Source organism: Occallatibacter sp., from assembly GCF_035317045.1.
Taxonomy (GTDB): domain Bacteria; phylum Acidobacteriota; class Terriglobia; order Terriglobales; family Acidobacteriaceae; genus Telmatobacter.
On record NZ_DATHHT010000001.1, the window covers coordinates 1 to 25305 of the forward strand.

Sequence of the window (25305 nt, forward strand, 5' to 3'; positions counted from 1 at the left end):
TTTACTTCCGTCTCTGACCTGGCCCGCAAGCTGCTTCGCTACATCAATGCCTACTCCGCAAATGCTCGGCCTTTTCAATGGAAATACTCAGACCCAACTCGACGCATCCGCAGTAACGAATTCACTCAGACAGGCCACTAGTTGGGAGTAAAGGTCCGCTTGATTTGACGAGCACGGTCCCGGGTATCAGCTTCTCCGAGGTGCCGATAAAATGAGCCTCAATGAACACAAATGAGAAAATTTCGCTGGACCCAGAAGCAAGGAGTTAGTGCATCCCGAAATTTCAAATCCGTGAACGTTCAATACTCCCAGCGGAGGACTGAGAGCTCTGTGCCTTGTTCCCTTGGTCCCAGTCCTCAGGCCACTTTTCGAATCGTCAGGTTGTACCTGTAGGGCCCCGTCAACGGGTGATGTCCCGGTTTCAGCGGCTGCACCCCGTGGAACCGCATTCGCGAGGGCCCGCCCCACACAATCACATCGCCGTGCTCCAGCAGAATGCGTTTCGTCTTGTCCGTCCGCTGAAAACCGCCCAGCAGAAAAATGCACTCCAGTCCAAGCGAAATCGACACGATCGGCTGATACAAATCGAACTCGTGCCGGTCCTGGTGGATCCCGAGCTTGGTGCCCGCCTGGTAACGGTTGATGTGGCACATGTCGGGCCTGAAATGCGGAAATCCCGAACGCACCGCGCAACGAAGCGCAAAATCCAGGAGTACCCGCGGCATCGGCGGCCACATTCGGCGAGCACTTGGATTCTGCGGATCCCAACGTCGCCGGAATGCCTCGGGTGCGCCGCAGTCCGACACCATCACCGACATCGGCAGTCCACTGGGAGTCGTCGCATGGTGTAGAGGCGCCGCAGCGAGAATGCCCTCCACCGCAGCGAAAAACTCGCCATCCTGCGCGAGAGCCAGGCCCCGCATTAACACCGCGCCGGGGAAGATCTCCTCATGCGTAGGCTCCGCCGCAAGTTGGGAAAAGAGATTCATAGCCCGAATCTCATCCTACCTCAAAAGCGAACAAAAGGCGAAAATATTTAAGAGTCCCTAGTCCCTAGTTAGTCCCTAGTCCCTAATCCCCAATCCCGAGCCCGCCTCCATCAGCTCCAACACTTCCTCATCCGTCGTCGCCCCAAACTCGCGATAAAACAAGCTCACGGCATCCAGCGTCTCTGGAACCAGTACGCACACGACCCGGTCCACCTCATGTGCCAATTCGTCGCACGTGCTCTTCGCTCCGACAGGCACAGCCACAATCACTCGCCCTGCCCGCCCGCTGACGGCGCGAATCGCCGCACGCATGCTCGCTCCGGTAGCCAGCCCATCATCAACGAGAACCACAGGCCGCCCCGCAATCTCAACTGCCGGCCGTCCCTGGCGATACAACGCTTCCCGCCGATCCATCTCCTGCCGCTCGTGCTCGATCACGTGCCCAAGCTTCTTCTCCGATACATGCCACGACCGCACGATCTGCTCATTCAGCACGACACCGCCGCCGCTCGCGATCGCTCCCATCGCCAGTTCTTCCTGCCCCGGCACGCCCAGCTTGCGAACCACCTGGATGTCCAGCGGCAGTCCACATGCTCGTGCGACCTCAAACGCAACCGGCATGCCTCCGCGCACCAGCCCCAGCACCACCGCATCCTTCAAGTCGGGAAGAGAAGCGACAAGTTCCCCCAACACCCGCCCCGCCTCCCGCCGATCCTGAAACACAATTTCACTCACGCGCAGGATTGTATGCCTTTGGAAGTCCCGAGTCCCGAGTCCAATGTCCCTTCGTCCCTGCCGTACAATCCCAACAAGCACCACCGAGGTCATCTCATGCGCCCGTCCTTCTCGCTCGGCATCGAAGAGGAATACCAGACCATCGACCCGGTAACACGCGATCTCCGATCCCACATCGAAACCGAAATGCTTGCCGAGGGTAAACTGCGTCTTCAGGAGCGCGTCAAGGCCGAAATGCACACCTCCGTCGTCGAGGTGGGTACGCGCATTTGCCGCAACATCGATGAGGCCCGCGAAGACATCTACGAACTTCGCCGCGAGATGATCAAGCTCGCCCGCGAACATCACCTCGAGCTCGTTGCCGGCGCCACCCATCCCTTCGCCGACTGGCGCACGCAACAGATCTATCCTGACCCGCGCTATCACCAGGTGGTCAAGGATCTTCAGCTCGTCGCTCGCGCCAACCTCATCTTTGGCCTGCACGTCCACGTCGGCATCGAAGATCGCGAAGCCGCTATCCGCATCATGAATGCGATGCGCTACTTTCTGCCGCACATCATGGCGCTGGCCACCAACTCGCCCTTTTGGCTTGGCCTCAACACCGGCTACAAGGGCTATCGCGCCAAAGTCTTCGAGAACTTCCCGCGCACCGGCATCCCCGATGCCTTCTCCAGCTACTCCGAATTCGAGAACTACGTAAGCCTGTTGGTCCGCACCAACTGCATCGATAACGCCAAGAAGATCTGGTGGGACATTCGCCCGCATCCCTTCTTCAACACCATCGAGGTGCGCGCCTGCGATATCCCGCTCCGCGCTGAAGAAACCATCGCAATCGCCGCGCTCATCCAGGCCACCGCGGCTTATCTCTACCGCCTGCATGCCGCCAACCAGGACTACCGCCAGTACGCGCGCCCCCTCCTGATGGAGAACAAATTCCGCGCTGTCCGCTATGGCCTCGACGGCATGCTCATCGACTTCGGTCGCCAGCAGGAAGTCCCCGAGCGCGATCTACTCGAGGAGTATCTCCTTCTCATCGACAGGGAAGTGGACGAGCTCGGCAGCAGGGAAGCGATCGATGGCATCCGCAAAATCATGAAGACCGGCACCGGTGCCGACCGCCAGCTAAAAGTCTTCGAAGATTCCAAAGGCGATCTCAAAGCCGTAGTCGACTACATGGCAGAAGAAACCCGCGCAGGATTATAGAGCGCAGCCGTCCGGTTGCCCATCGCGTAAACCTTTACGGCATGATATTTAGACGCGGTGTCATCCTGAGCGACCAGCGGGAGTCGAAGGACCTGCATTTGCTTCTTGCCGCTGCTGGCGCTTCCGCCAATAAAGGGAGAAGCCGCCCTACTTCACCACCTCCGCCACCACCGACACCTCCATCCGCATTCCCCCGGCCAACTCCATCGACCCGAGCATAATTGGTTTGCCCATCACTACGATCGATTCGCATTCCAGTACCGATTGGTGAAGAAGCGGATCCTGTATCCCCACGTTTGACTTCTCTTCGGCCACGCTTGTCTGCTCGATCTTTGTCCTCAATCGCAGTCCATCCCCACTCCCCTCGAGCGTGGCATCGAGATTCAGGCCAATATCCTGGTACTGCACCTGCGTGTTCTCATCTGTGCCCTTCCCATAGGAGCCCGTCACGATCGGTACCCGCGCCCCCTGTTTCAGCATCGTCTTGCTCCACTGCGCGACTACCGCGACAAGATGCGTAGCGTGCGCACTATCGCCGTCGCCGATGGTGTACGTCAGCCGATACGTCTTCCGCGGCCGATCGATATCCGCGAGAATCTTTTGCGCCTTCGCAAGATCCTCTGCGGTTGCGTACATCGAAATCGCGTTAGCCGACTCGACGTGATAGATCTTCGCCTTCGGCAGCATATTCCGCAAATCCGTGACAGCGTCGTTCGCTTCGCGGACCTCCGTCAAATTCGTCAGATAAAGCGTCGCATAGCTCTCCGCCGGCTTCTGATCCGCACCCTGCGTCTGCGCAACCGCGTGACCAGCCGTTGCCATCGCCAAAACCGCCCCGGCCGTCATCAAGACACACAACGACCCTCGAACTGCATATTCTGCATTCCGTCTCATCGCAAGCCTCTCCAAGTGATTGGTCTGAAGCGCGCTGCTTCCCTGTACCGTCTATGCTGCGCTTCTACTTAGACAGGACGTCGGGTTTGCGTATTCGCTCGCTGTATTCTGCGAATTTGTAGGCTGCCCGCTGCGCAATCAACGCGAGGCAGGATAATTCCAGTAGCGCTCTGCTCGCGCGCGAGGCCGATCCATGCGTTTCTCTGTAGTTCGAAGAATTACGGGAAGTCTCTTCGCGGTTTTGTTCATCACCGGCGCTCCGCACGCGCAGGAGTCTGATGGTCCAGCCATCATCCGCGATCTGGACGCCGCCAACCAGGCCCGCTTCGACAATGTCCTGAGCTTCACTGATGTTGAGCACTATACCGTCTTCCGCGGCACCGACCAAACCAACCCCGCCGCCGAGATGACCGTGAAAATGAGTTACAAAAAAGGCGTCGGAAAAGACTACGTCATCCTCAAGCAGTCCGGCTCATCGCTGATTCATAAATTCGGCCTGCAGCCGCTCCTCGAAAACGAGAAGTCCATCAACAATCCCGCCACGGTCGGGCAGTCCTGGTTCACATCCGCAAATTACGAGATGCACCTCGAACCCGGCGTCATCCAGACCATCGACGGCCGACAATGTCTCGCTGTCTCGATCACTCCGCGCCGCACGGCTCCAAACATGATCGACGGAACCCTCTGGGTCGACGCCATCAACCACACACTCGCCGAAGTCGAAGGCGTCGCCTCCAAAAGCCCGTCCGTCTTTGCCGGAACTACAAAGATGATGCGTCGTTACAGAATCATGCAGGGCTATGCCATGGCCATTCACGCCCGCGCCGAATCCAGCAGCACGCTCTTTGGCAAGACCGTCATTGTCATCGACTACAGCGACTACCACTTCGAGCTTCGCGCCGCGCAATGACTACGCCGCACGATAGCGAAACGCGTCGACATTCTCCGCAACCCATCGATCCAACCCAAGCGGCTTTCTGCCGAGCACGTGTTCAACTCCGTCCGTCGTCATTCCCAGCCGTCCCTCGCGAATCGCGCGCCACAATTCAACATGCGCCTCGGTTTCTTCAACAGAAGCGCCCGTCGCCCGAAAGCGCCTCCTCGCCTCATCATCCGACAGCCTCTCATATCTAAGCTGTCTTCCGATCGCCGCGCCAATCTTCGTCGCAACTTCTGCAAAGCTCAATGCCTCCGGCCCTGTCAGGGCCATCGCCTTCCCCAAATGTTCGTGACTCGTGAGCGCCCGCACGGCCGCCGCCGCAATATCGTCGGAATGAATAAAAGCCCTTCTGCCGTCTTCCGTAGACGTGCGCACCACACCCTCTGTCTTGATCGGCTCGGCCCAGGCCAGCAAGTTCGTCATGAACCCCGATGGTCGCAGAAAAGTGAAGGGAACTCCGCTCGCTCGAATCGCCGCCTCTCCTCGTTCATGCCATGCTCCAATCGCGAGGCTCTGCTCTACATCCAGCGATGAAAGTTTCACCACCAGACCCACGTTCGCGACTCTGGCCGCACGCGCCGCCAACTCATCCAGCGTTGGAATCTGTGGACCTGAAGTGACCAGGAAGAGCGCTTCCACTCCCCGCAGAGCTGCCGTCAGAGATTCCCGATCCCCCAAATCGCCAACCCGAACATCGACGCTCTCGCCAAACCGCGCCCGTGCTTTCGCTGCGTCCCTCACAAAGATGCGAGGGCGCTCTCCTTGTCTCACGAGTTGATGCACCACTCTCGCCCCAACTTCTCCCGTTGCTCCAGTAATCAGATGCGTCATACGTCAACCTCTCCATAATGTGAGGAAAGCTCACAAACTATAGAGAAGATATATCCATAACTGCACCCGTATACTCGCTTGGTATTATGATGCAAGTTGTTGAAACAACAATCCCGTGAAGAGTTGATATATAAAAAAGCTCACATTTGCTTTAAACTAACCCGGATGAGCAGACGACCCGTCGAGCCTCCGAGACGTCAACCCCAGCAACTCCGCGCCCGTCAAACCGTAGACGCAATCCTCGAAGCCGTTATCCGCATCCTCAAGCGAGAGGGAACTGACGCCGTAACAACCAACCGCATCGCAGAGATCGCCGGCGTGAGCATCGGATCTGTCTATCAGTATTTCCCTGACAAGCGAGCCATCTTTGCCGCACTTCATCAGCGCCATCTAGAGGAAATCGACCGCGTGATCGAAACCACGCTCATTCAAAATGTGTCCGCGCCTCTCGACCGCCTCGTATGCGCATTGGTCGATGCCATCATCGACGCACACTGCGCCGACCCCGAACTTCACGATCTGCTTCTGTCGCAAGTGCCGCCTCACTCGGGAGGATCAAAGAGTTTTGCCGAGCGCACCCACGGCGCGTTTCTTCTCGCTCTCTCCGCTAGATCAAGGGAACTAAAAAAGGGCCGAGACCTCGACAAAAGCGTATTTGTCGTGACCCACATGATCGAATCGCTTTGCCATGGCGTCGTCCGACAGCGACCTCCGCGCCTGCCACTTGCAGACGCCAAAGCAGAGATCGTCAGAGCGATCCTCGCCTACCTTCGTTCGTAGACCTCTCACACGGTATAGGGAAACTGTGCCCACTTCGCGATGATTTGTTCCACGTCCTCGCGGTTGACCGTCCATGCGGGAGCATTATCCAACCCGATCGCAACTTCCGTCACATCCTCTCGAACTCTGAATCCCTCTTCCGCGCTCTGTCCATCGCATCCAGATCGGGCAGATCGTCATACCACGCATAAAACGCCGCGTCGAATACGTAGAATTTTTGAAACCGGATCATCGGCAGCAACGGGTCGCGTGGGACCACTTGCAGATACCGGATATAGCTGCCGTCAAAATTCCGATGCACTGTTTCGCGCCGTCCTCGAATCTCCGCGAAGCGAAGGCTATCCGTCTTCAGCGGTGTCCGTTTTTCGATCGTGTCTTCTGAGAGCACGATCACTGCGCCGAACACATAGATAGCCCAGCACACCGCAAACAACGCGATCGCTGCCCATTCCACCGTCTGCGCTGGATTGCGGCCCTGCGCACCGGCGTGCTGGCTCCACAGTAGTCCGAACAAACCCAGCAGGCAGAATGCGAGAAAGGCTACCGCAAACATGCGAATCCACGGGCTCAGCCGATACACGCGCATCCGATGTTTTTCAGTCATCTGTCATCCCGTCAGGCTCGTCGCTCATGTACCTTCGCAGTCTTTGTTCAACGCCAGTTAGTCTCGCCGCCAGTGCCGCCGCACCAAATAGTGCTCGTTGCAACCCTGGCGGGACTCCGGGAAGAAAGCCTTGGCTGATTTCAATAAACCGCAGTCGCACGATCGGATTCTTCGGCAACCCGTCTTTCGCTGCGCCTCCTTCATTGGCCACTCCGTACGCGAGCTCAAAGGCCTTGACTACGCCTCCGGCTGGAACCGTTTCGACTGTCATCGTGCAGGGCTCATCCGAGCAATTGGCAAATGTATGGAGTTGGCGGATTTCAGCAGTCACGCTTTCGCCCGGCAACAATTGCCGGTGTCGTCGCTCCCGACCAAGGTACACATCAAGCTTTCCGTCCAGTGCTGTGAACGTCTCGCTAAATGCAAGATGATAGTGCAGCGGCGGGCTCTGACGACGCGCTGGCAGACGAACTCGATAGAGTTGTCGCGCCCCATGGTTCTCTGCTTCGCTCACCAGTACCGTCAACGTTTCACCCGAATGTCGGTTGCGGATTGTCTGGCCCGCTCTCATTTCACCTCATTGCTGATGAATTTCGCCTGGCCGGAAATCGATCCGCCGTCGGTCCGGCTATCCCCCTTTGCGCGCTTTAGTACCCCAACCCCCGCACCACCGCGCGAATTCGAGCCGCGCTCTCGTGCAGCCCGCTCTCCTCATCCACCGTCATCGGAATCGGCAGCGGCGCTTCAATCCCGCCGCGCCCCACAATCCGCGGAAGGCTAAGGCACACATCCTCCATGCCCCTGAAGCCGCGCAGCAATCCACTCACCGGCAGCACGCGCCGCTCATCAAATAGAATTGCTTCGAGGATGTTGCACACTGCAAGCCCAACCGCGTAGTTTGTCGCACCCTTGCCCTGGATCACCTGGTACGCCGCTTCCTTTACGTTCTTCACAATGGCTTCCTTGTCCGCCGAAGTCAGACGCCCGTGTCCCTCCACGCTCCATTGGCTCAGAGGAATCGAACCAATCGTCGCGCTCGCCCACAGGGGGATCTCCGAGTCCCCGTGCTCGCCCGCAATGTAGGCATGAACATTCTGCACCGCGACATTGCAGTGCTTCGCCACCAGGTAGCGAAACCGCGAACTATCCAGAACCGTCCCCGAGCCCACCACGCGCTGCCACGGCAATCCTGTCAGCTTCAGCGCTATCTCGGTCACCACATCCACCGGATTGGTCACCATCAGCAACAGCGCATCCGGCGCCACCCGTACCACTTCCGGCAAAATCTTTTTACAGATCTGTGTATTCGCCTCCGCCAGATCCATCCGTGTCTGCCCCGGCTTCTGCTTCGCGCCGGCCGTCATCACTACCACGTCCACGCCGCGCAGCACCTCCACATCGTCTGAGCCAACTACCTTCGCCTGCGGGACAAACAGCAACCCATGGTTCAGGTCCAGTACTTCCGCGTCAACCTTCGTTCGGGCGATATCAAAGAGGCAGATTTCCCGCGCCACTCCGCGAATCAGTGCGGCATACGCAATCGTCGCCCCCACACTACCGGCGCCAATAATTCCGATCTTCCCCATTCATCTCCCCTGCCCGACCTGCGAGAATTCGGTCGTCGCTCCTTGTATCTGCACAACCCGGGTGCGTATCTGCACGATCCGGGTGCCCCATCCTTGGCGCGTTTTTGCGCCAAGGGTGGGAAAGCACGAACCCCTGCGCCCCATTGAAAGGTCCAGGTCAATGGGTGGTTTACACCGAGTCCCAGCGGACAGGTCTTCGTCCGTGGGGTGGTTAAACCCACTCTCCCCCGCGCATCAGTGGTTCCAACTTGCCCGTCGCCGTAACGCCGTCGATATCCAGTTTGCCCGATCCGATCATCCAGTCCACGTGGATCAGGCTCTCGTTCGCGCCTTTTGCGGCAAGCTCTTCTTTGCTCAGCTTGTCGCCATCGCGCACCGTAGATGAATACGACTGCCCCAGCGCAATATGCGACGCCGCATTCTCGTCGAACAATGTGTTCAAGAAAAGCTGACCGCTCGAAGCAATCGGCGATGAGTGCGGCACCAGCGCCACTTCGCCCAGCCGCCGCGCACCGTCATCGGTCTCAATCAGCTTGCGCAGTACTTCTTCTCCACGCGAAGCATGTGCCTCCACTATCCGGCCGCCCTCAAACCTCACGTGAATGCCTTCGATCATCGTGCCCTGGTGCGACAACGGCTTGGTCGCCGTTATTGTTCCATCTGCGCGATCCTTGTGCGGCATGCTGAATACTTCCTCCGTCGGCATGTTCGGAATGCAATAAATCCCGTTTCCCGCCGTCGTTCCGCCGCCCATCCACACGTGATCGTCGGCCATACCCAGCGTGAAATCCGTTCCCGGCCCGCGATACTTTAGCGCCGCATAGCGCTTCTCATTCAGATAATCCGCACGCTTGTGCAAGCCCGCGTCGTGCCGCTTCCAATCGCTCACCGGATCTTCCATGTTGATGCGCGTCGTCTGGAAGATCGCCTCCCAAAGCTTCGCCAGGGCCACATCCGGTGCGTCGTTCGGAAATATCTGCACCGCCCACGCCTCCGTCGCACACGACACGATCGTCCAGTTGATTTCGTGTCGCGTAATCAGCTCAAGCGCCGGCCTATACGCCAGCGACACCGCGCGATTCGCCCGCCCCACTTTGTCCGGATCCTCATTCGAAAGCAGTGAAGGATTTCCCGCGGCAATTGCCAGCCGCGCCGCTCCACTCTTGAATGCCGCGCCCATTCCGTCGTACAGCCACTTCGCCGCTTTGTCGAACGATGCATCCGGCGCGTGGTGATAGCGCATCAACGTAGCTTCATCATCGGTGTAGAGTGTTGTCACCAGCGAAGCGCCCGCGCGATACGCCTGCTCCGTAATCCGCCGCGCCAAGGCCACAGCGTCCAGCGTCGCCGTCATCACCAGTTCCTGGCCTTCCTTCAATCCCAATCCCACCTTCACCGCTACTTCCGCCAGCAGATCCAGTTTCTGTTCATGCGTCCGTTCTACCGCAGCCACCGCTGATCCCATCGGTTACCTCCTGATTTCTGTGAAACGATCCTGCCGCGTCCTTCACTTTCTATTAAGCCGGACCGCGTTCCTTCATTCTAGGTCCCGACCCGTCTGCTATCGGGAATCCGCGGCCGTGGAGCCAGCTCTATGTCGTCGTAGCCTCCGTATGGGCGTGCAATCTCATCCTCAGCCCCATCTGGCTTCGCCACTTCCAATTCGGTCCGATGGAGTGGGTCTGGCGCTCGCTTACCTACTGGAAACGACAGCCCATGCGCCGCAGCGCCCTCGAAGAACAAGAAGCCATGGCCGCCTGAGCGAGCGCTCCAGGAGCAGCAAGTTGAGCGCCTCACAGCCTGCCCTGAGCGAAGCCGAAGGGTCTCGCTTCTGAAACCTGGGAGACCTTTGAGTGCTGGAGCTCTTCTGCGCGAACCCTTTCCCACTTTTTGCTCAGTTCTTATTCTGAATCCCTAATACATGTATATACATCTACTCTGCATGAAAGCATCCTCCATGCCGGTTCTGGACTGCTTGTGCGCAAGCTTCCGCCGTGCCTCCCGCGCACTCACGCAGCACTACGACGAAGCGATGCGCCCACTCGGTCTCACACCCACCCAGTTCACAATCCTGCAGGCCCTATCGATTACCGGAACAGTTCTACAGGGAAGGCTGGGAGCGATTCTGGCAATGGACAGCACCACCCTCACACGCACCCTCGACACCATGGTCCGGCATGGCTGGGTCGAAAAACTTCAAGGGAACGATCGGCGAGAACGTCGACTGTGCTTGTCCCAATCGGGGCAGGCTCAACTCAACCACGCGCTCCCTGTCTGGCAAAAGGTGCAGGCACGCCTTCGGCGGCAGCTGGGAGACGAACCCTGGCAAGCCCTGCTGACCCTAACCAACAAAGTGACCTCCACGGTCACAAAATAGGAGATTCCCCATGTCGAAATACGCAAAGTTCACCGGCGGAATCATCGCCGCCTGGTTCGTCTTTTCCCTCGGAGCCTCCGCTCTGCACCTCTTCACGAACGCCCCCAACCAACCGCCTTTGCCGCTTGGACTGGCTGCTCTGACACCCATCGTCCTCTTCCTGGCGTGGTTCATATCATCGGCAAAGTTCCGGCAGTTCGCCCTGGCCCTCAGTCCTCGCGTACTCACACACGTTCAGAGCTGGAGGATTGCGGGGTTTGCTTTCCTTGTCCTGGCTGCTTACGGAATTCTTCCTGGCCTGTTTGCTCTACCGGCAGGATGGGGCGATATGGCAATCGGAGCGACCGCGCCATTCGTGGCTCTCCGGCTGGCTGCTCCGGACCATCGCAGAAGCTTCATCGCGTGGCAGCTTCTGGGAATCATGGATTTGGCGACCGCAGTGGTGCTCGGCCCGATTGCCAGTGTGCTCAACCCTCACGGAATTGGAGCAGGCGCAATGACTGTGCTTCCGATGAGTTTGATTCCCACATTTGCCGTGCCGCTGTTCCTGATCCTGCACATCATCTGCATCGCGCAGGCAGTCCGCTGGCCAGAAGTTGAAGCTTCTGGGTCTTCAGCGCAATCGTGGAGTGCTCCAACCCCAAGTCAGCGCGCGTCCTCGTGAGCGCCGAACGACCTGAACGGTAGAGTCAAGTGCCCAAGGTCTCGTCTGAGATCTGGGAATGCAAGCCCGCGCCCGCACGAACCCGAAGGATTCGTGCAGGCGCGCCCTCAATCCATCAGCTTCATCGCCAGGTACGTAAATTCCTCGGCCCACGTCCGGGCTGCCTGCCGGTTGTCTGCGCCCGCTCCGTGGCCGCCCTCCGTGATCTCGTCGTAGTAAAACGGCTCGTGAAACTCTTCCATCTTCGCCGCAAATTTCCTTGCGTGCACCGGTCCAACGCGATCGTCCGCCGTCGTCGTAAAGATCAGCGGCTCCGGATAATGCACGTCCGGCTTAAGCTGGTTGTAGGGCGAAATCGAGGCTAGAAATGCCCGCTCCGCCGGCACCTTCACTGACCCGTATTCGCCCACCCACGATGCGCCCGCCGACATGTGTTCATATCCCAGCATGTCCAGCAGCGGCACCTGGATCACCACCGCCTTCCACATCTCCGGATGCTGATTAAACTCCACGCCCATCAGCAATCCGCCATTCGAGCCGCCCTCAATACCCAGCCGTTCCTTCGACGTAAACTTCCGCGTAACCAGATCCTCGGCCACTGCGTAGAAATCGTCATAGATCCGCTGCCGGTGCGTCTTCAATCCCGCGTCATGCCACGCCGGACCAAACTCGCCGCCGCCGCGAATATTCGCCAGCACAAACGTGCCTCCCCGCTCCAGCCAGAGCTTGCCAAACACCGGGTTGTAGGCGGGAAGATTTGAAACCTGGAACCCGCCGTATGCCGTCAGCAGCGTGGGCGTGCTTCCATCCATGGGCATGTCCTTGCGATGCACGGCAAAGTACGGCACCTTCGTCCCATCCTTCGAAGTAGCCTCCAGCTGCTCCACCACGTCACGCGAGGCATCAAACAGCGCCTTCTGTGTCTTTCCCGGTTTCAGCGAACCGACCGCCGCATCGCCCAGCAGCACGCTCGACGGCGTCAGGAATCCCGTCTCCGACAGGAAGAATCTATCGTCCAGCAGGCTTGTCGTCGAAATCCCGATCGATTCGTTATCCGGCACCGCGAGTTTGCTTCGCGTCCATTTTCCGTCTTTCCCGTGCGTGTAGACGTAAGCTCGTCCCTGCACGTGTTCCAGGGTCGTCACCAGAACGTGATTCTTCGTCGTCGCCACCTGCTGCGAAAACTCCTGCGCGGTCGGCGCAAACAGCACCGTTGGTTTCAGATGCACTGGGTCCGCCTTCACCGCCTCCAGATCCAGCGATACCACCGCTCCCTGCGGATAGGTCTTTGTCTGTCCTTCCGGCGTCCACTGCTCCTCCAGAGAAATAACTACCTGGTTATCCTGGAGCCCTCGCACATTTGCCTTCATGGGCAATCCCAGTTTTTTCGGGCCACTCGCCAGCACCAGGTAGTATTCAGTTTCAAAAAACGTCTTGCTGTTCTCGATAACCGCAACACTGTGCCCCAGCCCGTCCGTAAGCACAACCGGATCAACTCCGGAGCCCTCATCTTTCGCATCTCCGCGGAACACTTCGACAGCGCTTTCGAGCGGCGTGCCTCTCTTCCATCGCTTGACTTCGATGGGATACCCCGCAACGCTCATCGTTCCCTCGCCCCATTCGCGCGCAATCAACAGGTTGTCCTTGTCAAGCCACGCAATTCTCTGTTTCCCACGCGGAGACACAAAGCCGTTCTCAACGAACTTTCCTTCAGGCAGATCGAACTCGCGCAGCGTTGCCGCATCCTCGCCGCCGGACGAAAGGGAGACAAGACACAGTTTTTCTTCGGGCTGCAGACACTCCAACCCATGCCCAACCCAGCTCTGCTTGTCCTGCTTGCCCAGCGCGTCATAGTCGATCACCGTTTCCCAGTTCGGAGCATCTGAGAGATAGCTTTCCAGTGTCGTCCGCCGCACGATGCCGCGCACATGATCCTTGTCGCGCCACGTGTTGTACACCATCCCGGCTCGAAACTGAGGAAACGCCAGTTTGTCCGGCGAGTCCAGCACCTTCAGCGCGTCTTCTTCCAACCCGGCAAACGGCTTCTGCTTCTCCATCACCGCCGCCGTCCGCGCGTTCTCCGCCTTTACCCAATCCATCGACTTGTCGCCGTGGATATCTTCAAGCCACGTGTACTTGTCCGGCTGCTCACTCGCCGGCCCCTGCGCGATCCCCTTCGGAGTTCCCACGCTCGCAGCCAACAAAACCCCCGCCGCCAACAAAACAGTCTTTCGCGTGAATGACATATCCCTACCCCTCCCAAAAACCTAAGTTAATCAAAAAGGATTGCTAATCTTGGCCAGGAAGACCGTGAAGACCGCAATACGACCCGCCCCCAAATAGTACTCGACCCGGTGAGCCTCTTTCACGCGGAAACGTATGATGATTGGACCGACAAATTCCGGAACCCACCCGGCGGAGGACCCTCAATGAAGTTGCGCACTTCATTTGCACTGCTGTTGGCTCTGTTCGCGCTCCATATTCGTTGCCAGGCCCAGTTGCCTGAACCCGATGGCGGCTCGATCCAGCGTGGCGTCCTCCCGGAGCACTGGGCTACCGGTGGCCCCCGATGCATGGAAATGCCCGATTGGCAGGTGCAAGAATACAACCCGGGCCTCTACATCCTTCGCCAGTCCGGCTGCACCGACTTCGAAAAGCCCTTTGTCTATCTTCTCTTCGGCAAAGAGAAAGCGCTCCTGCTCGACACGGGCTCGCGCAACGGCAATCTCGCGCCGGCTCTCCAGAGCACCATCCACCGCTGGTTGAAAAGAAATTCCCTGGCAACCATTCCGTTGCTCGTCGTCCACACCCACGAGCATGGAGACCACGTCGCCGGAGACGCTGCCCTCCAGGCCCTCAACGACTCCGCAATCCCCATCACCCTCGTACCGGCGAAGGTCGACGCAAGCAGGAGCCTCTATCACATCGCTCATTGGCCCAACGACATCGGCAGTATCGATCTTGGCGACCGCGTGATCGATGCGATTCCCATTCCCGGCCACTCGGCCGCAAGCATCGCCCTCTACGACCGCAAGACCGCCATTCTGTTTTCGGGCGATACGCTCTATCCCGGTCGTCTCTACGTACACAATTTCCCCGAGTTCGTTGCCAGCATTGCCCGTCTAGTTCAATTCACCAGCGGCAAGCCCGTTGCCCAGATCCTCGGCAACCACATCGAGCAAACGCGAACGCCCTTCCTCGATTACCCTGAGGGAACGCTCTATCAACCCGACGAGCATGAACTGCAATTGTCCCGCGGATCGCTGCTCGAACTCGAGGATGCCCTCGTCTCCCTCCATGGCCGCCCCTCCCGCCTTGCGTTCAGAGACTTCACCATCTGGCCATCGTCCACCACCGCCGAGGAGCGCAAGGCTGAGGAGAAACGTTTCGAAACCACCCAGAAGCAACAACTAAGCCACATGTGGGATCAGGCCCAACCCTGACCCCGTCGGGAATTACGACCACAAAGATTACCAGGGTTCCAAACGCCGATAAAAGGCCACCGCGTTCCGTAACTTCGCACACGAATTTTGTTAACCTGAATAGATACGCGCTGGGTGCCCTATCCAAGCTTCGCTTGGGTGGGAAAGCGCATCCCCACCTGACGGAGCACTATCATCGCAAGCCTTACCCCAACCGCCTCGCATCTTCTATCGCAACCCTACCCATCCGACTTCATGCAAGGCGCCCGCTCCGCCGTCTTCACCTGCCTGCGCATCCAGCCTGACGAAAAAGTCACACTCATCACCGACCGCGTAACCGAGCCTATCGCCGCCTCGATTGCCGCCCAGCTCGCTGAGCGCGGATGCCCCTTCAACGCCTTCATCCTCGAAGACCTCGCCCCGCGCCCGCTCACTGACATGCCGGCCGCCGTTCTCGCCGACATGGAAACCTCGCAGGTCTCCATCTTCGCCGTCCAGGTGCAGCCCAATGAGTTGAAGTCCCGCATGCAGATGACCGACGTCGTCAACCGCCGCCGCATGCGCCATGCCCACATGGTCAACATCACGCCTCAGATCATGTGTGAAGGCATGCGCTCCGACTACGACAAAGTCGATCGCCTCTCGCAGCAGGTACTCGATCGCGTCCGCCGCGCCATTCGCATCCGCGCCACCACCGCCGCCGGCACCAGCATCGTCTCGGACATGAACCCTGCCTACAAGTGGTTCAAAACCTCGGGCATCATCTCGCCTGAAAAGTGGGGAAATCTTCCCGGCGGCGAATGCTTCACCTCGCCCGGCGAAGTCAACGGCACCTTTGTTGTCGACGGCGTCGTCGGCGACTGGCTCTGCGCCCGCTACGGCCTGCTCGACGCAACGCCGCTCACCATTGAGATCGCGCAGAATCGCATCGTCTCCTGCACCAGTCCCAACCAGGAGCTCGAGCGGGACTTCTGGACCTACACCCATACCGATGAGAATTCTGATCGCGTCGGCGAATTCGCCATCGGCACCAACATTGGTGTCTCTCGCGTCATCGGCAACATCCTTCAGGACGAAAAATTTCCCGGCATCCACATCGCCTTCGGCAATCCCTACGGCGAACATACCGGTGCCCCCTGGCGATCCGGCACCCACATCGATGTCGTCGGCCTGGGCTTCAACATCTGGCTCGAATCCCCAGACGGTGAAGAACAAATCATGCGCAACGGCAAATTCCTCATCTCGGGATAAAACCTCGCTTGCGATTGCCTCTAGAAGGAGGCCAGTTCCATCGATCTATCGCGTCTGTTGACTGTCCAGCACATCCAGAATGTACTCGCCCGCGCCATAGCCGACCATCGGTCGTGCGCCTGTCGGGTCGCCGAGGTTACCCTGAAAAAGCTTGCAGTTCAGTGCCACGTACATCTCGGGAATGATGTTGTGGTCTGCGGCAGCCTTGTCAACTATCCGCTTCACAATTGCGCTTGCCTCGTTCATCCGCGCCAGCTTTCGATCAACCTCTGCAAGGCTGAAATCGACAAAAAGAAATTCCTGCCGCTCGTACCAATACTCGAAGATCTTCGGATCGTTGTAGGTGCTGCGCACACGCCGGTAGCCGCCCGAGTCCACCTTCAGCAGTTCCATGCGCTGTAACGTATTGCGTATAACCGTGGGATCACTGACGACGCCAAAGTGAACGATCGCCAGCAAGGCGCCGTCGATATCGTTTTTCACTCCTTCTTCCAGCGTCCCACGCAGCTTTCCATTCCGAATGAACGCCGCATCGAAGCCCCGGTGTAACTCTCCAACAAACCTCCGAGCATCTGAGCTGGCGCCTTGATCGCCCACCTTCGCTGCGATCCTGCCAAACTCCTCGAGGCCCACGATTGCCATTGCCGTTGAAAAGGCAAAGTGCTTCTTGTCCTTCTGCCGTTCCTCCCAGATCGAAGTGTCCGCCTTCACAATCAGCCCGCCACCGTAGGGCTCCATATTTGCCTCGAGCGGCTTTACAATGAAGTCCCGCGCACTTTCATAGAGTTCCCCGCGATATGTCTTGGTCTTGAGCAGGGAGTCATCGCCATACTTGCGCATATACTCACCCAGTACCCACAGCGCTTCTCCCCAATCGTCATATTCAATGTTGGTGCTGCCCTCTTCCGTGAAGAAGGGCTCCTCCTCCCCATCTCCGAAGTAGCGAACCACTGAGATTTGATAGTTCGCTGCGGCGGTCGCAGCGCGCATTTTTCCAGTGGGTTGGGCATTGAAGTACGCCAGCACCGCCGCTCGCGCTTCTTCGCGGTGTCCCATTTTTGCCAGTGCTACTGTCGCCCACGCCATGTCGCGCACCCACGGGGTAAACCAGACGCCATCGGGCATGCTTGCGACAATCAATCCGTTCCCATGAAAATCTGCTCGATTCGGCTCACGGCATTGCGCCATGCGAAGCATCACCTCGCTCTGCCGCCAAAGGTGTCGGGCCTTCTCGTCCGCAAATCGCACTCCCGGCGTAACGCGCCACTGTTCCAACTCGTCGATCTCTCGCTTCACCAGCGCTCGCGGCGCAAGACCTGCGCGCCACTCTGAAAACTCACGCAGTGCTGTTTCTGCTTGGCCGTCGTCTCCAATTGAAACCAGCGCCCATGCCTGACTGCCGGAAAGCAATTGCTGATCCTCCAACTTGGTACTTCTCGCTGACAATGGAATCAGCAGAAGCTTCTCAGCAATCGCTTCAAATCGAACCAACTCCACTCCTTCGCCTCCGGCCATCTCGTGCCCTTCGATGCGCGCATTCCATTCCACATTGAACCCGCGATTTGCGGCTGCAGTTGCTGGCTCCCACATCAGAATCAGTGCCGCCCGGTGAAGTCGAAATGGCATAAAGATGAATCCTTCACCCGTGTTGCCCCGGGCGTGGATCACGTGTGAATCATTCTCGTATTCTGCTGTCGCTCCCCCTGTTTCCCAAGTCAACGTTTTGATAAAGTTCGTCGTTGCGATGCCCTCGCTTAACGGATTCTGTGCATCGGGTTTCGCAAAGCTGTAAGGATGCGCATAAAACTTGGTCACTGCGGCATTCTGGGGAGTCACTACCGTAAATCCGAATCCATTTCCGGTTACAAGGTTCGTTGCTCCGGCCTGAAAAAATGCCGGAATCACAATACCGAGACAGAGAACGACACAATGCAGGTTTTTCATCAGGAAACAGTGTCGTTCGCCGCATCGTGTTTCGGCAAACGGCATCTCTACCAATCCACGACGCCCTCGCGCCGAAGTCGTCCTACGCCGTTCGATGGATGTCCCAATCCTCCATTAAGCCGATGCTCCTGGTCGGGTAAGTGCAGTAGAGTCCGCATAAGCTTCAGCCCCAGACTTCAAATCCCCTGTAACCCCGGAGGCTGATTGTCCACGCAGTCGCAACTATGGAGGTCGTTTTGTTCGCATCCCGATTCTGCAAATCAATCTACGTGTCTCTGTTTCTCGCCTTAGTGCTGCTCCTTCCTTCCACCGCGCAACAGTCCGCCACCGGCGACATCGGCGGCACGGTCATCGATCCTGGCGGCAAGTTCATTGGACAAGTAGTAGTCACACTAAGCAACGATGCGCAGGGCACTGTCCGCACGTTTACGACCCGCAACGGTGGTGAATTCAACTTCGCTACACTCGAAGCCGCGAATTACACGCTCTCTGTCGCTGCCCCCTCCGGCTTCGCCCCGTGGCACGAGGCCATCAATCTCGAAGTTGGACAGACCCTGAGTATCCCTGTCCGGCTCACACTCTCTGCGACGAAGGTTGATGTCGAAGTCAATGGTGGAAGCCAGCTTGGCGTCAACACCACAAGCTCCGATCTCGGTGGCGTCATCGGATCGCGCCAGATTGATACGCTGCCCCTCAACGGCCGCAACTATCTTGAATTAGCTTACCTCGTTCCCGGCAACGCCCCCGCGCCCAATTTCGATCCCACCAAGGAGAATACGGTCGTTATCTCCTCTGCGGGCCAGACCGGCCGCGGTGGTAATGTCATGATCGACGGCGCAGACAACAACGACGATGCCGTCGGCGGCTCTCTCGTCAACATCCCCGAAGATGCAGTACAGGAATTTCAAATCGCCAGCAATCGTTTCTCCGCTGGCCTCGGCCGCTCCGGTTCCACGGTCGTGAACGTCGTTACCAAGCAGGGTTCCAACAATCTTCATGGCGGCCTCGCCATCTACGAGCGCGACCGAGCCCTTCAGGGATTGCCCGCAACCTATCAGCCCATCCCAGGCGAGTCGCCGACGTTTCATCGCCAGCAATACGCCGCCGACGCCGGCGGTCCCATCCGTCGCGATAAAGCCTGGTGGTTCGTCGCCATCGAAGATCGCCAGCAACTCGGCGCCGATCTCGTCGGTAAACGCGACACTACAAATCAGGTGATCAACCGCGTCTTCGCCACCGCTCCCTTGCATGACTTCCTCGCGACCGAAAGACTCGATTGGCAGCTGAGCAATCGCGACCGAATCGGCTTCCGCCATTCTCTCGAACTCGAAGACGACCTCAGCCAGAGCTCGCTCGACCGCGCGATCGGCACTGCCGCTTATCGTCAAACCGCCGTCAATCACCTCCAGGGGCTCACCGCCGACTGGGTCCACATCTTCACGCCCAGCGTCATCAATCGAATGAGCTTCGCCGACAACAACTTCATCAACACCACCTCACCCACCTCCACCGCGCCGCAGATCACCTATCCCGATCTCGACGACGGCGCCACCTACCGTGTCCCTCAGCAGACCCTGCAGTTCCGTCTGCAAGGCGACGACATCGTCAGCTGGACACACCACAACCACACCCTCAGCTTCGGTGGCGAAGTGCAGTCCATCGACGCCGACTTCAATCTCGGCGTATTCCAGCAAGGCAACATCCAGACCGTCGAGGATTTTCCCGACTTCGACCGCAATCAGGACGGCAAGGTCGACGACAACGATCTGCTCTTCGCCGTTGGTCTCCGCAGTTCCACGCCCACGCGCCCGCTCGATCTGCCTAACGACGACAGCTACCATTTCGCGCTGTTCGCTCAAGACGATTGGAAAGCCCTCCCCAAACTCACTTTCAATCTCGGCCTTCGCTGGGAAATGGATTCCAATCTCAACAACCTGAGCTGGTACGGCCAGCGGAATCCCATCGTGCAATCTTTCTATCAGGGCACGCGTCATCGCGACTTCAACAACTGGGCGCCGCGCGTCGGATTCAACTACGCCGTGAATCCCAACCTCACTTTCCACGGCGGCTACGGAATCTACTACGATCGCATCACCCTCGAAATCATGTCGCTCGAAAAAGGCTTTGACGGCCGCGCCCTCGCGCTCAACGTTACCGCGGGCAACGTCATCACCGACCAGAACGGCGTTCCCATCTATTTGAATCAGGATGGCACCTTCAAGCCCTTCGCGCCTCAGGTGCTGTCGAGCCCGTTCAGCGGATTCGTCTTCACCGGCGCCGGTGCTGCCGGCATCGATGTCATCAGCAACCACATGCGCAATCCCATGGTCCAGCAGTTCAATCTCGGCATCGAAAAACAGGTTGGCCGCGGCCTGCTCGTCAAAGTGGATGGCGTTCACAACCTCGGCACGCGCTTCATCATCGGCCGTCCCGTCGGCACCGTCTTTAATCCCGACACGCAAGGCCCCGACAATGTCACCGACCTCGAGTCCGCCGTCAATACCAAATACGACGCGCTCTGGGTCAGCGTTCGTCAGCGCTTTGCGAAATACGGCGAATTCGACGCCGCATACACTCTCGCCAAGACTTTCAACTACGCCAACGACGACCAGATTCCCTTCGAATACTCACCCATCGACCCCACCAATCTCCAGCGCGAGTACGGACCTCCGCCGAACGACCAGCGCCACCGCCTCGTCATGTCAGGCATGGCCAATCTCCCCCTTCAACTCCACTTCGCGCCTATCTGGACCATCGCTTCCGGTGTTCCCATGGACATCCTTCTTCCCGATGGCAGCGAGCGCGTTCCCACACTGCAGCGCAATGCCGGCGGCCGCAAATTTCACAATGCCCAGCAACTGAATGCCTTCATCGCAGCCACCAATGCAGCCGGCGGAGTCTTTGAAGCCAGCGCCAACGCCAGCGTAATCCTCCCGCTGGTCAGCCCCAACGCGCGTTTCAACGACAGCTTCAGCTCGCTTGATTTCCGCTTGGATCGCTCCTTCCATTTCGGCGAGCGCTATACCGTAAACCTCCTCGGCGAAGCTTTCAACACCTTCAACGTGACCAACATTCTCGGCGTCAGCAACCTCAACTACTCCGGCTTTGCCAACGCCCTCTCGCCGGATCGAAACAATCCCGGCTTTTCATCAAGCTTTGGAACGCCAGTCTCAACTGCCGGTGGAGTCTTCGGTTCCGGCGGTCCGCGCGCCTTCCAGCTGGCAGCGAAGTTCAGCTTCTAAACACGGGCAGGGAAGCGGCCGGTGAGTTATTCGGCCGCTTCTCGATTCCGCAATCCCTCCCGCTACTCAGGAATTCTCCATTTCTCGCGATCCCCTCGGCCGGCCGCCATACCCCACTGTGAGAGTTTCTCCCGCTATACTCACAGCAGCACTCTCGCAGGAGACCCCGCATGCCCCCCACCCGGAGACTCATCGCACTCGCCCTCTCTCTCGCCGCGATTTTTTCTGTCGCATCTTCCGCGCAAGCCGAGCCCGCCATCTGGGTCATCAAGGGGCCCCATGCCACTGTCTATCTCTTTGGCACGGTCCACGCGCTCGCCAAAGACGACCCCTGGCGCTCTAGCCTTAAGGTCGACGCCGCAATCAAGCAAAGCCAGACCCTGTGGCTCGAAATTCCCAACGTCGACGACGCAGCATCCATGCAGCCCCTCGTCATGCAGCTCGGCATGGATCCGGCACACCCGCTCTCAGCCAAACTCACTCCCGATCAACTCGCCAAGCTCACCAAAGACGCAGCCGGCTCCGGCATCCCCGGCGGCGAGGCCGTCTTTGAATCCATGAAGCCCTGGCTCGCGGCCCTCATGCTCAGTCTCACGCCCCTCATGCAAGCCGGATACGATCCCAACAGCGGCGTCGAGCTGGAACTCAAACCTGAGTTCGTCAAAGCCAACAAACCCGTCAAAGGATTCGAAACTGCTGAGGAACAGATGCACTTCCTCGCCGACATGCCCGACAAACAGCAAGTCGACTTCCTCGTCTCCGAGCTCAATGACTACGATTCCGCCGTCGATAAATTCAAGCAGATGCTTGCCGCCTGGTCCGCCGGCGATGTCGATGCGCTCGACAAACTCAACAACGCTGAATTCCGCGACAAGTACCCCGACCTCTTTCAGACCCTCGTAGTCAAGCGCAACGAGAACTTCACTAAGCAGATTCAGGACCTGCTTAAAGGCGACGGCGTCAGTTTTGTAGCCGTCGGCGCTGGCCACCTGGTCGGCAAAGAAGGCGTCCCCGCCATGCTCGAAAAGCAAGGCTACAAAGTCACCCGCGAATAACCACACACTCTGATCAAACGGCGTCGTCATCAACAACGTTGTGATCAAACAACGTTGTCGTCACAGAGTTGTCACCCTGACCGCAGCGAAGCGGAGTGGAAGGACTTGCAGTTGCCTTTCGCCCACATTGCCACGACTCTGGGTGCCCCATTCATGACGCAGTTTCATCGTGGCATGAGTGGGAAAGCACGAACCTGGGTGCCCCATGTCTGGGGTGATGATTCGCCTTTGAGACATGGGAGAGCACAACCATCATCTAGCCCTTCCCAAAATCCAGAAACGTCTTCACCACACTCTCCAGCAACTCCGCCCGATTCCGTGCCGTCATCAACTCGTGTCCCGCGCCCGCAACCATCAGCAACTCCGTCTTCGCCGGAATCAGCTTCAGAGCGCTCTCCATCTCCGCCTTGGTTCCAAATCCATCCCGCTCCCCGCTCACAAACATTGCCGGTGTCTGCAGAGAAGGGAAGTGCGCAGTCCGCATCTGGTCCAGCCGCTTCGGTGGATGCAAGGGATACGAAAGCAGCAGCAGCCGCTCCACAAGTCCCGGCGTAGTCGCAGCGAGCATCGAAGCTTGCCTGCCGCCATACGAGTGCCCGCCCAGAAAAATCCGGCCCGTCGTCTCCCGTTGCAGAGCAGACACCGCAGCACGCAACCCTGCCCGATCCCGTTCCCCGCTCCCGCGCATCGGTGGCCCGTGCGGACGCGCCTGCCTGAACGGCAAGTCGCATCGCAGCACCGTCACACCCGCCGAGCAGAAGGCTTCCGCCAGCGCCTTCAAGAGAGGTGTCTGGCAATTCGCGCCCGCCCCATGCGTCAGCACCAACCCGTCTGCATCAGCACCACGAGCCCGATGCAGAAACCCTCGCACCGGCGCATCGTTGATGGAGTCGTCTTTGTATTCTTCGCTGTCCAATGTTGATCACTCAAAACTGACAACTGACAACTGACAACCGATAAGTTACAACAGACAACTGCATCTAAGAACTGCGGTACGGCAATCCGCACCTGCGCAGCACCTCGGCAAATCTCCGATCGCCTCGCAGCGCATCCCACTTGGGTTCGGTTGGCAGCATCGCCAGGTGCACGTCGTGTTCCTCAACGCCGCGTTCTAGCCACGCAAACGCCTGGTCGTCTTCGCGCAGTCCTGTATACACCTGCGCAATTGCATAGGGCGGGATATAGCGCTCCCGCGCCATCGCCTCCAGCGTCTTCAACACTTCGCGTGCCTCGTTCGCGCGTCCCGTCTTCGCCAGAATGTATCCGCGCATCGACAGGACTTTGCTGTTCTCGCCCCCGACTCCGCCACCGCGACCCAGCGCCTCAAGCGCAAGCGCGTCCTCCCCGAGTTGTTCGTAGGCCTGCGCCATCTGCAGATTCGCAATCCAGAAGTCCGTCAGCACTACCGCGCTCTGCCGCGCAAATTCGAGCGCCGCCGTGTAGTCCCGCGCCAGGAAAGCCACTTGTGCCGACAGCGCGTGATGCATCGCTTGCAGTGGATCGATAGCCCGCGCATGCTCCATTGCCTGCCGCGCCTCTTCTTCGCGATGTCCAATATGTCCCAGCACGATGCCCAGCAACCGGTACACCAGCGAGTAGTTCGGATCGATCGCGATGGCTCTGCGATACGCTGCTTCTGTCTCCTTCCAATCCCAATCCAGCCAGAACTTCACAAACCCCCACGAAGTCTGCGTCTCCGCCAACTCTGGCTCCGCCGCAATCGCCTGCTCCGCTGCGCGCCGCGCCTTCTCCCAGACATCGCGAGGCCGCACGTCCGCGTGGATCGGGCTCGATGTATACGCATCCGCCAGCCCCGACCACGCCAGCGCATAATTCGGATCGAGTTGCGTCGCCCGCAGATAGCATTCCACCGCTTTCCGCGTCGTCGCCGGCGTAAACAGGTTCCAGTAGTAGCGCCCCTGCAGATACGCGTCGTATGCCTCGGGATTGTGCGCCTGCCGCCGCGCCAGCGCATCTAGCCTCTCCGGCGAGAGCCGCAGTCGAATCTGCTGTGCAATCGTCGTGCTCAACTCGCGCTGAAACGCCAGCATGCTCTTCGGCTCGCTGTCGTACGTCGCCGACCAGATCTGAACCTGGTCGCTTGCCCGGACCAGATTTGACGTCACACGGATTCGTCCGCCTTCGCTGCGCAGCGAACTCTCCACCAGGAATGCCGCTTTCAGCTCGCTTCCGATCTCCTGCAGCGATTTCGTCGCGCGCTTGTATCGCATGATCGTCGTCCGCCCAATCACGCTCAGCCGCACCGGATCGATCTGCCCCAGAGCCGCAATCACTTCCTCCGTCAGCCCGTCCGCCAGGTATTCACGCTCCGCCTCCGGTCCCAGGTTCTCAAAGGGCAGCACTGCAATCACCGACGCTGACGTCGCCGCCGCGGGCGCCTTGAGTTCCGTCGTCTTCACCGGCAACAGAAACCGGTATCCTCGCTTCGCAACAGTCTCGATAAACTCCGCGCCGTTACTTTCCGCGCGCAATGTCCTGCGCAACTCGGAGACGCAATGTGCCAGCGTTGCCTCTTCCACAAACGTATCCGGCCAAAGACCTTTCAGAAAGCTGTCCTTCTCTACCAGCCGCCCGTGATTCTCCACCAGCAGCAGCAACGTGTCGAAGACTTTCGGCTGCAGCTTCACCTTGCGCTCTTCGCACACCAGTTGCTTCTCCTGCGGCAACAGCCGGAAGTTCGCAAACTCGTATGCAACCTGGGATCTTTCGGTCATTCCCTCGGCCCGCCTGAATGTGCGGCGATTTTAGCAGGATCAATCAAACGCCT

General features: G+C 58.7%; 22 protein-coding genes and 1 pseudogene. 10 read left to right on the forward strand and 13 right to left on the reverse strand.

What is annotated here, in order from left to right; all coding sequences use genetic code 11:
* Positions 1-356: 356 nt before the first annotated feature.
* Both VK574_RS00005 and VK574_RS00010 read right to left on the reverse strand, forming a co-directional pair.
* Complete coding sequence (locus VK574_RS00005; RefSeq protein WP_472797696.1) at positions 357-989, reverse strand: alpha-ketoglutarate-dependent dioxygenase AlkB; 633 nt, start codon at positions 987-989, stop codon at positions 357-359.
* 75 nt (positions 990-1064) lie between these two features.
* On the reverse strand, positions 1065-1724 hold the full coding sequence (locus VK574_RS00010) for a phosphoribosyltransferase (protein WP_472797698.1): 660 nt from the start codon (positions 1722-1724) through the stop codon (positions 1065-1067).
* 96 nt (positions 1725-1820) lie between these two features.
* Here VK574_RS00010 and VK574_RS00015 point away from each other — a divergent pair, with 96 nt between their 5' ends.
* Entirely contained in the window at positions 1821-2927 is a 1107-nt protein-coding gene (locus tag VK574_RS00015; protein ID WP_472797699.1) for a carboxylate-amine ligase, read from the forward strand.
* Between the two features lie 147 nt (positions 2928-3074).
* Here the strand turns inward: VK574_RS00015 and VK574_RS00020 are convergent, their stop codons facing one another.
* Positions 3075-3821, reverse strand: coding sequence for a hypothetical protein (locus VK574_RS00020; RefSeq protein ID WP_472797700.1), 747 nt, complete (start codon positions 3819-3821; stop codon positions 3075-3077).
* A 193-nt stretch (positions 3822-4014) separates the two neighbouring features.
* Between VK574_RS00020 and VK574_RS00025 the strand changes: the two genes are divergently transcribed.
* Positions 4015-4731, forward strand: a complete 717-nt coding sequence (locus VK574_RS00025) for a hypothetical protein (RefSeq protein ID WP_472797701.1) — start codon at positions 4015-4017, stop codon at positions 4729-4731.
* Here the strand turns inward: VK574_RS00025 and VK574_RS00030 are convergent, their stop codons facing one another.
* Positions 4732-5592, reverse strand: coding sequence for an NAD(P)H-binding protein (locus VK574_RS00030; protein ID WP_472797702.1), 861 nt, complete (start codon positions 5590-5592; stop codon positions 4732-4734).
* A 165-nt stretch (positions 5593-5757) separates the two neighbouring features.
* Here VK574_RS00030 and VK574_RS00035 point away from each other — a divergent pair, with 165 nt between their 5' ends.
* Positions 5758-6372, forward strand: coding sequence for a TetR/AcrR family transcriptional regulator (locus tag VK574_RS00035; RefSeq protein ID WP_472797703.1), 615 nt, complete (start codon positions 5758-5760; stop codon positions 6370-6372).
* 109 nt (positions 6373-6481) lie between these two features.
* Here VK574_RS00035 and VK574_RS00040 read toward each other — a convergent pair whose 3' ends face one another.
* The 5 genes and pseudogenes from VK574_RS00040 to VK574_RS00060 all read right to left on the reverse strand — a co-directional run bounded on the left by VK574_RS00040 (position 6482) and on the right by VK574_RS00060 (position 10027).
* The gene (locus tag VK574_RS00040; protein WP_472797704.1) at positions 6482-6976 is read right to left on the reverse strand and encodes a hypothetical protein; all 495 of its coding nucleotides are present in this window, start codon (positions 6974-6976) and stop codon (positions 6482-6484) included.
* Positions 6969-7247: a hypothetical protein gene (locus VK574_RS00045; RefSeq protein WP_472797731.1), complete on the reverse strand. Its 279-nt coding sequence runs from the start codon at positions 7245-7247 to the stop codon at positions 6969-6971. The genes VK574_RS00040 and VK574_RS00045 overlap by 8 nt, the downstream gene beginning before the upstream one ends.
* A 6-nt stretch (positions 7248-7253) precedes the next feature.
* A pseudogene (locus VK574_RS00050) lies at positions 7254-7547 on the reverse strand (cupin domain-containing protein); the annotation flags it as partial.
* 76 nt (positions 7548-7623) lie between these two features.
* Entirely contained in the window at positions 7624-8562 is a 939-nt protein-coding gene (locus VK574_RS00055) for an L-lactate dehydrogenase (protein WP_472797705.1), read from the reverse strand.
* A gap of 211 nt (positions 8563-8773) precedes the next feature.
* Complete coding sequence (locus VK574_RS00060; RefSeq protein ID WP_472797706.1) at positions 8774-10027, reverse strand: aminopeptidase; 1254 nt, start codon at positions 10025-10027, stop codon at positions 8774-8776.
* Positions 10028-10125: 98 nt separating this feature from the next.
* Here VK574_RS00060 and VK574_RS00065 point away from each other — a divergent pair, with 98 nt between their 5' ends.
* The 3 genes from VK574_RS00065 (at position 10126) to VK574_RS00075 (ending at position 11603) form a co-directional block, all read left to right on the forward strand.
* The gene (locus tag VK574_RS00065) at positions 10126-10323 is read left to right on the forward strand and encodes a DUF418 domain-containing protein (RefSeq protein ID WP_472797730.1); all 198 of its coding nucleotides are present in this window, start codon (positions 10126-10128) and stop codon (positions 10321-10323) included.
* 196 nt (positions 10324-10519) lie between these two features.
* Positions 10520-10939, forward strand: coding sequence for a MarR family winged helix-turn-helix transcriptional regulator (locus VK574_RS00070; protein ID WP_472797707.1), 420 nt, complete (start codon positions 10520-10522; stop codon positions 10937-10939).
* 10 nt (positions 10940-10949) lie between these two features.
* Positions 10950-11603: a hypothetical protein gene (locus tag VK574_RS00075; protein WP_472797708.1), complete on the forward strand. Its 654-nt coding sequence runs from the start codon at positions 10950-10952 to the stop codon at positions 11601-11603.
* 107 nt (positions 11604-11710) lie between these two features.
* Here VK574_RS00075 and VK574_RS00080 read toward each other — a convergent pair whose 3' ends face one another.
* Positions 11711-13849: a prolyl oligopeptidase family serine peptidase gene (locus VK574_RS00080; RefSeq protein ID WP_472797709.1), complete on the reverse strand. Its 2139-nt coding sequence runs from the start codon at positions 13847-13849 to the stop codon at positions 11711-11713.
* A 183-nt stretch (positions 13850-14032) separates the two neighbouring features.
* Between VK574_RS00080 and VK574_RS00085 the strand changes: the two genes are divergently transcribed.
* Together VK574_RS00085 and VK574_RS00090 are read left to right on the forward strand one after the other, a co-directional pair.
* Entirely contained in the window at positions 14033-15046 is a 1014-nt protein-coding gene (locus tag VK574_RS00085) for an MBL fold metallo-hydrolase (RefSeq protein WP_472797710.1), read from the forward strand.
* A gap of 234 nt (positions 15047-15280) precedes the next feature.
* Positions 15281-16276 carry an aminopeptidase gene (locus tag VK574_RS00090; protein ID WP_472797711.1) on the forward strand — a complete coding sequence of 332 codons (996 nt, stop codon included), beginning with the start codon at positions 15281-15283 and terminating at the stop codon, positions 16274-16276.
* 45 nt (positions 16277-16321) lie between these two features.
* Here VK574_RS00090 and VK574_RS00095 read toward each other — a convergent pair whose 3' ends face one another.
* Positions 16322-18220: a glycoside hydrolase family 15 protein gene (locus tag VK574_RS00095; RefSeq protein WP_472797712.1), complete on the reverse strand. Its 1899-nt coding sequence runs from the start codon at positions 18218-18220 to the stop codon at positions 16322-16324.
* Positions 18221-18456: 236 nt separating this feature from the next.
* On the opposite strand from VK574_RS00095, the gene VK574_RS00100 reads away from it, so the two are divergent.
* Positions 18457-21462 (forward strand): TonB-dependent receptor, encoded by a 3006-nt coding sequence (locus tag VK574_RS00100; protein ID WP_472797713.1) that lies wholly within the window; start codon positions 18457-18459, stop codon positions 21460-21462.
* Between the two features lie 170 nt (positions 21463-21632).
* Positions 21633-22517, forward strand: coding sequence for a TraB/GumN family protein (locus tag VK574_RS00105; protein WP_472797715.1), 885 nt, complete (start codon positions 21633-21635; stop codon positions 22515-22517).
* A 256-nt stretch (positions 22518-22773) separates the two neighbouring features.
* Here VK574_RS00105 and VK574_RS00110 read toward each other — a convergent pair whose 3' ends face one another.
* Both VK574_RS00110 and VK574_RS00115 read right to left on the reverse strand, forming a co-directional pair.
* Complete coding sequence (locus VK574_RS00110) at positions 22774-23433, reverse strand: alpha/beta hydrolase family protein (protein WP_472797716.1); 660 nt, start codon at positions 23431-23433, stop codon at positions 22774-22776.
* A gap of 64 nt (positions 23434-23497) precedes the next feature.
* Entirely contained in the window at positions 23498-25252 is a 1755-nt protein-coding gene (locus VK574_RS00115) for a winged helix-turn-helix domain-containing protein (RefSeq protein WP_472797717.1), read from the reverse strand.
* Positions 25253-25305: the final 53 nt, after the last annotated feature.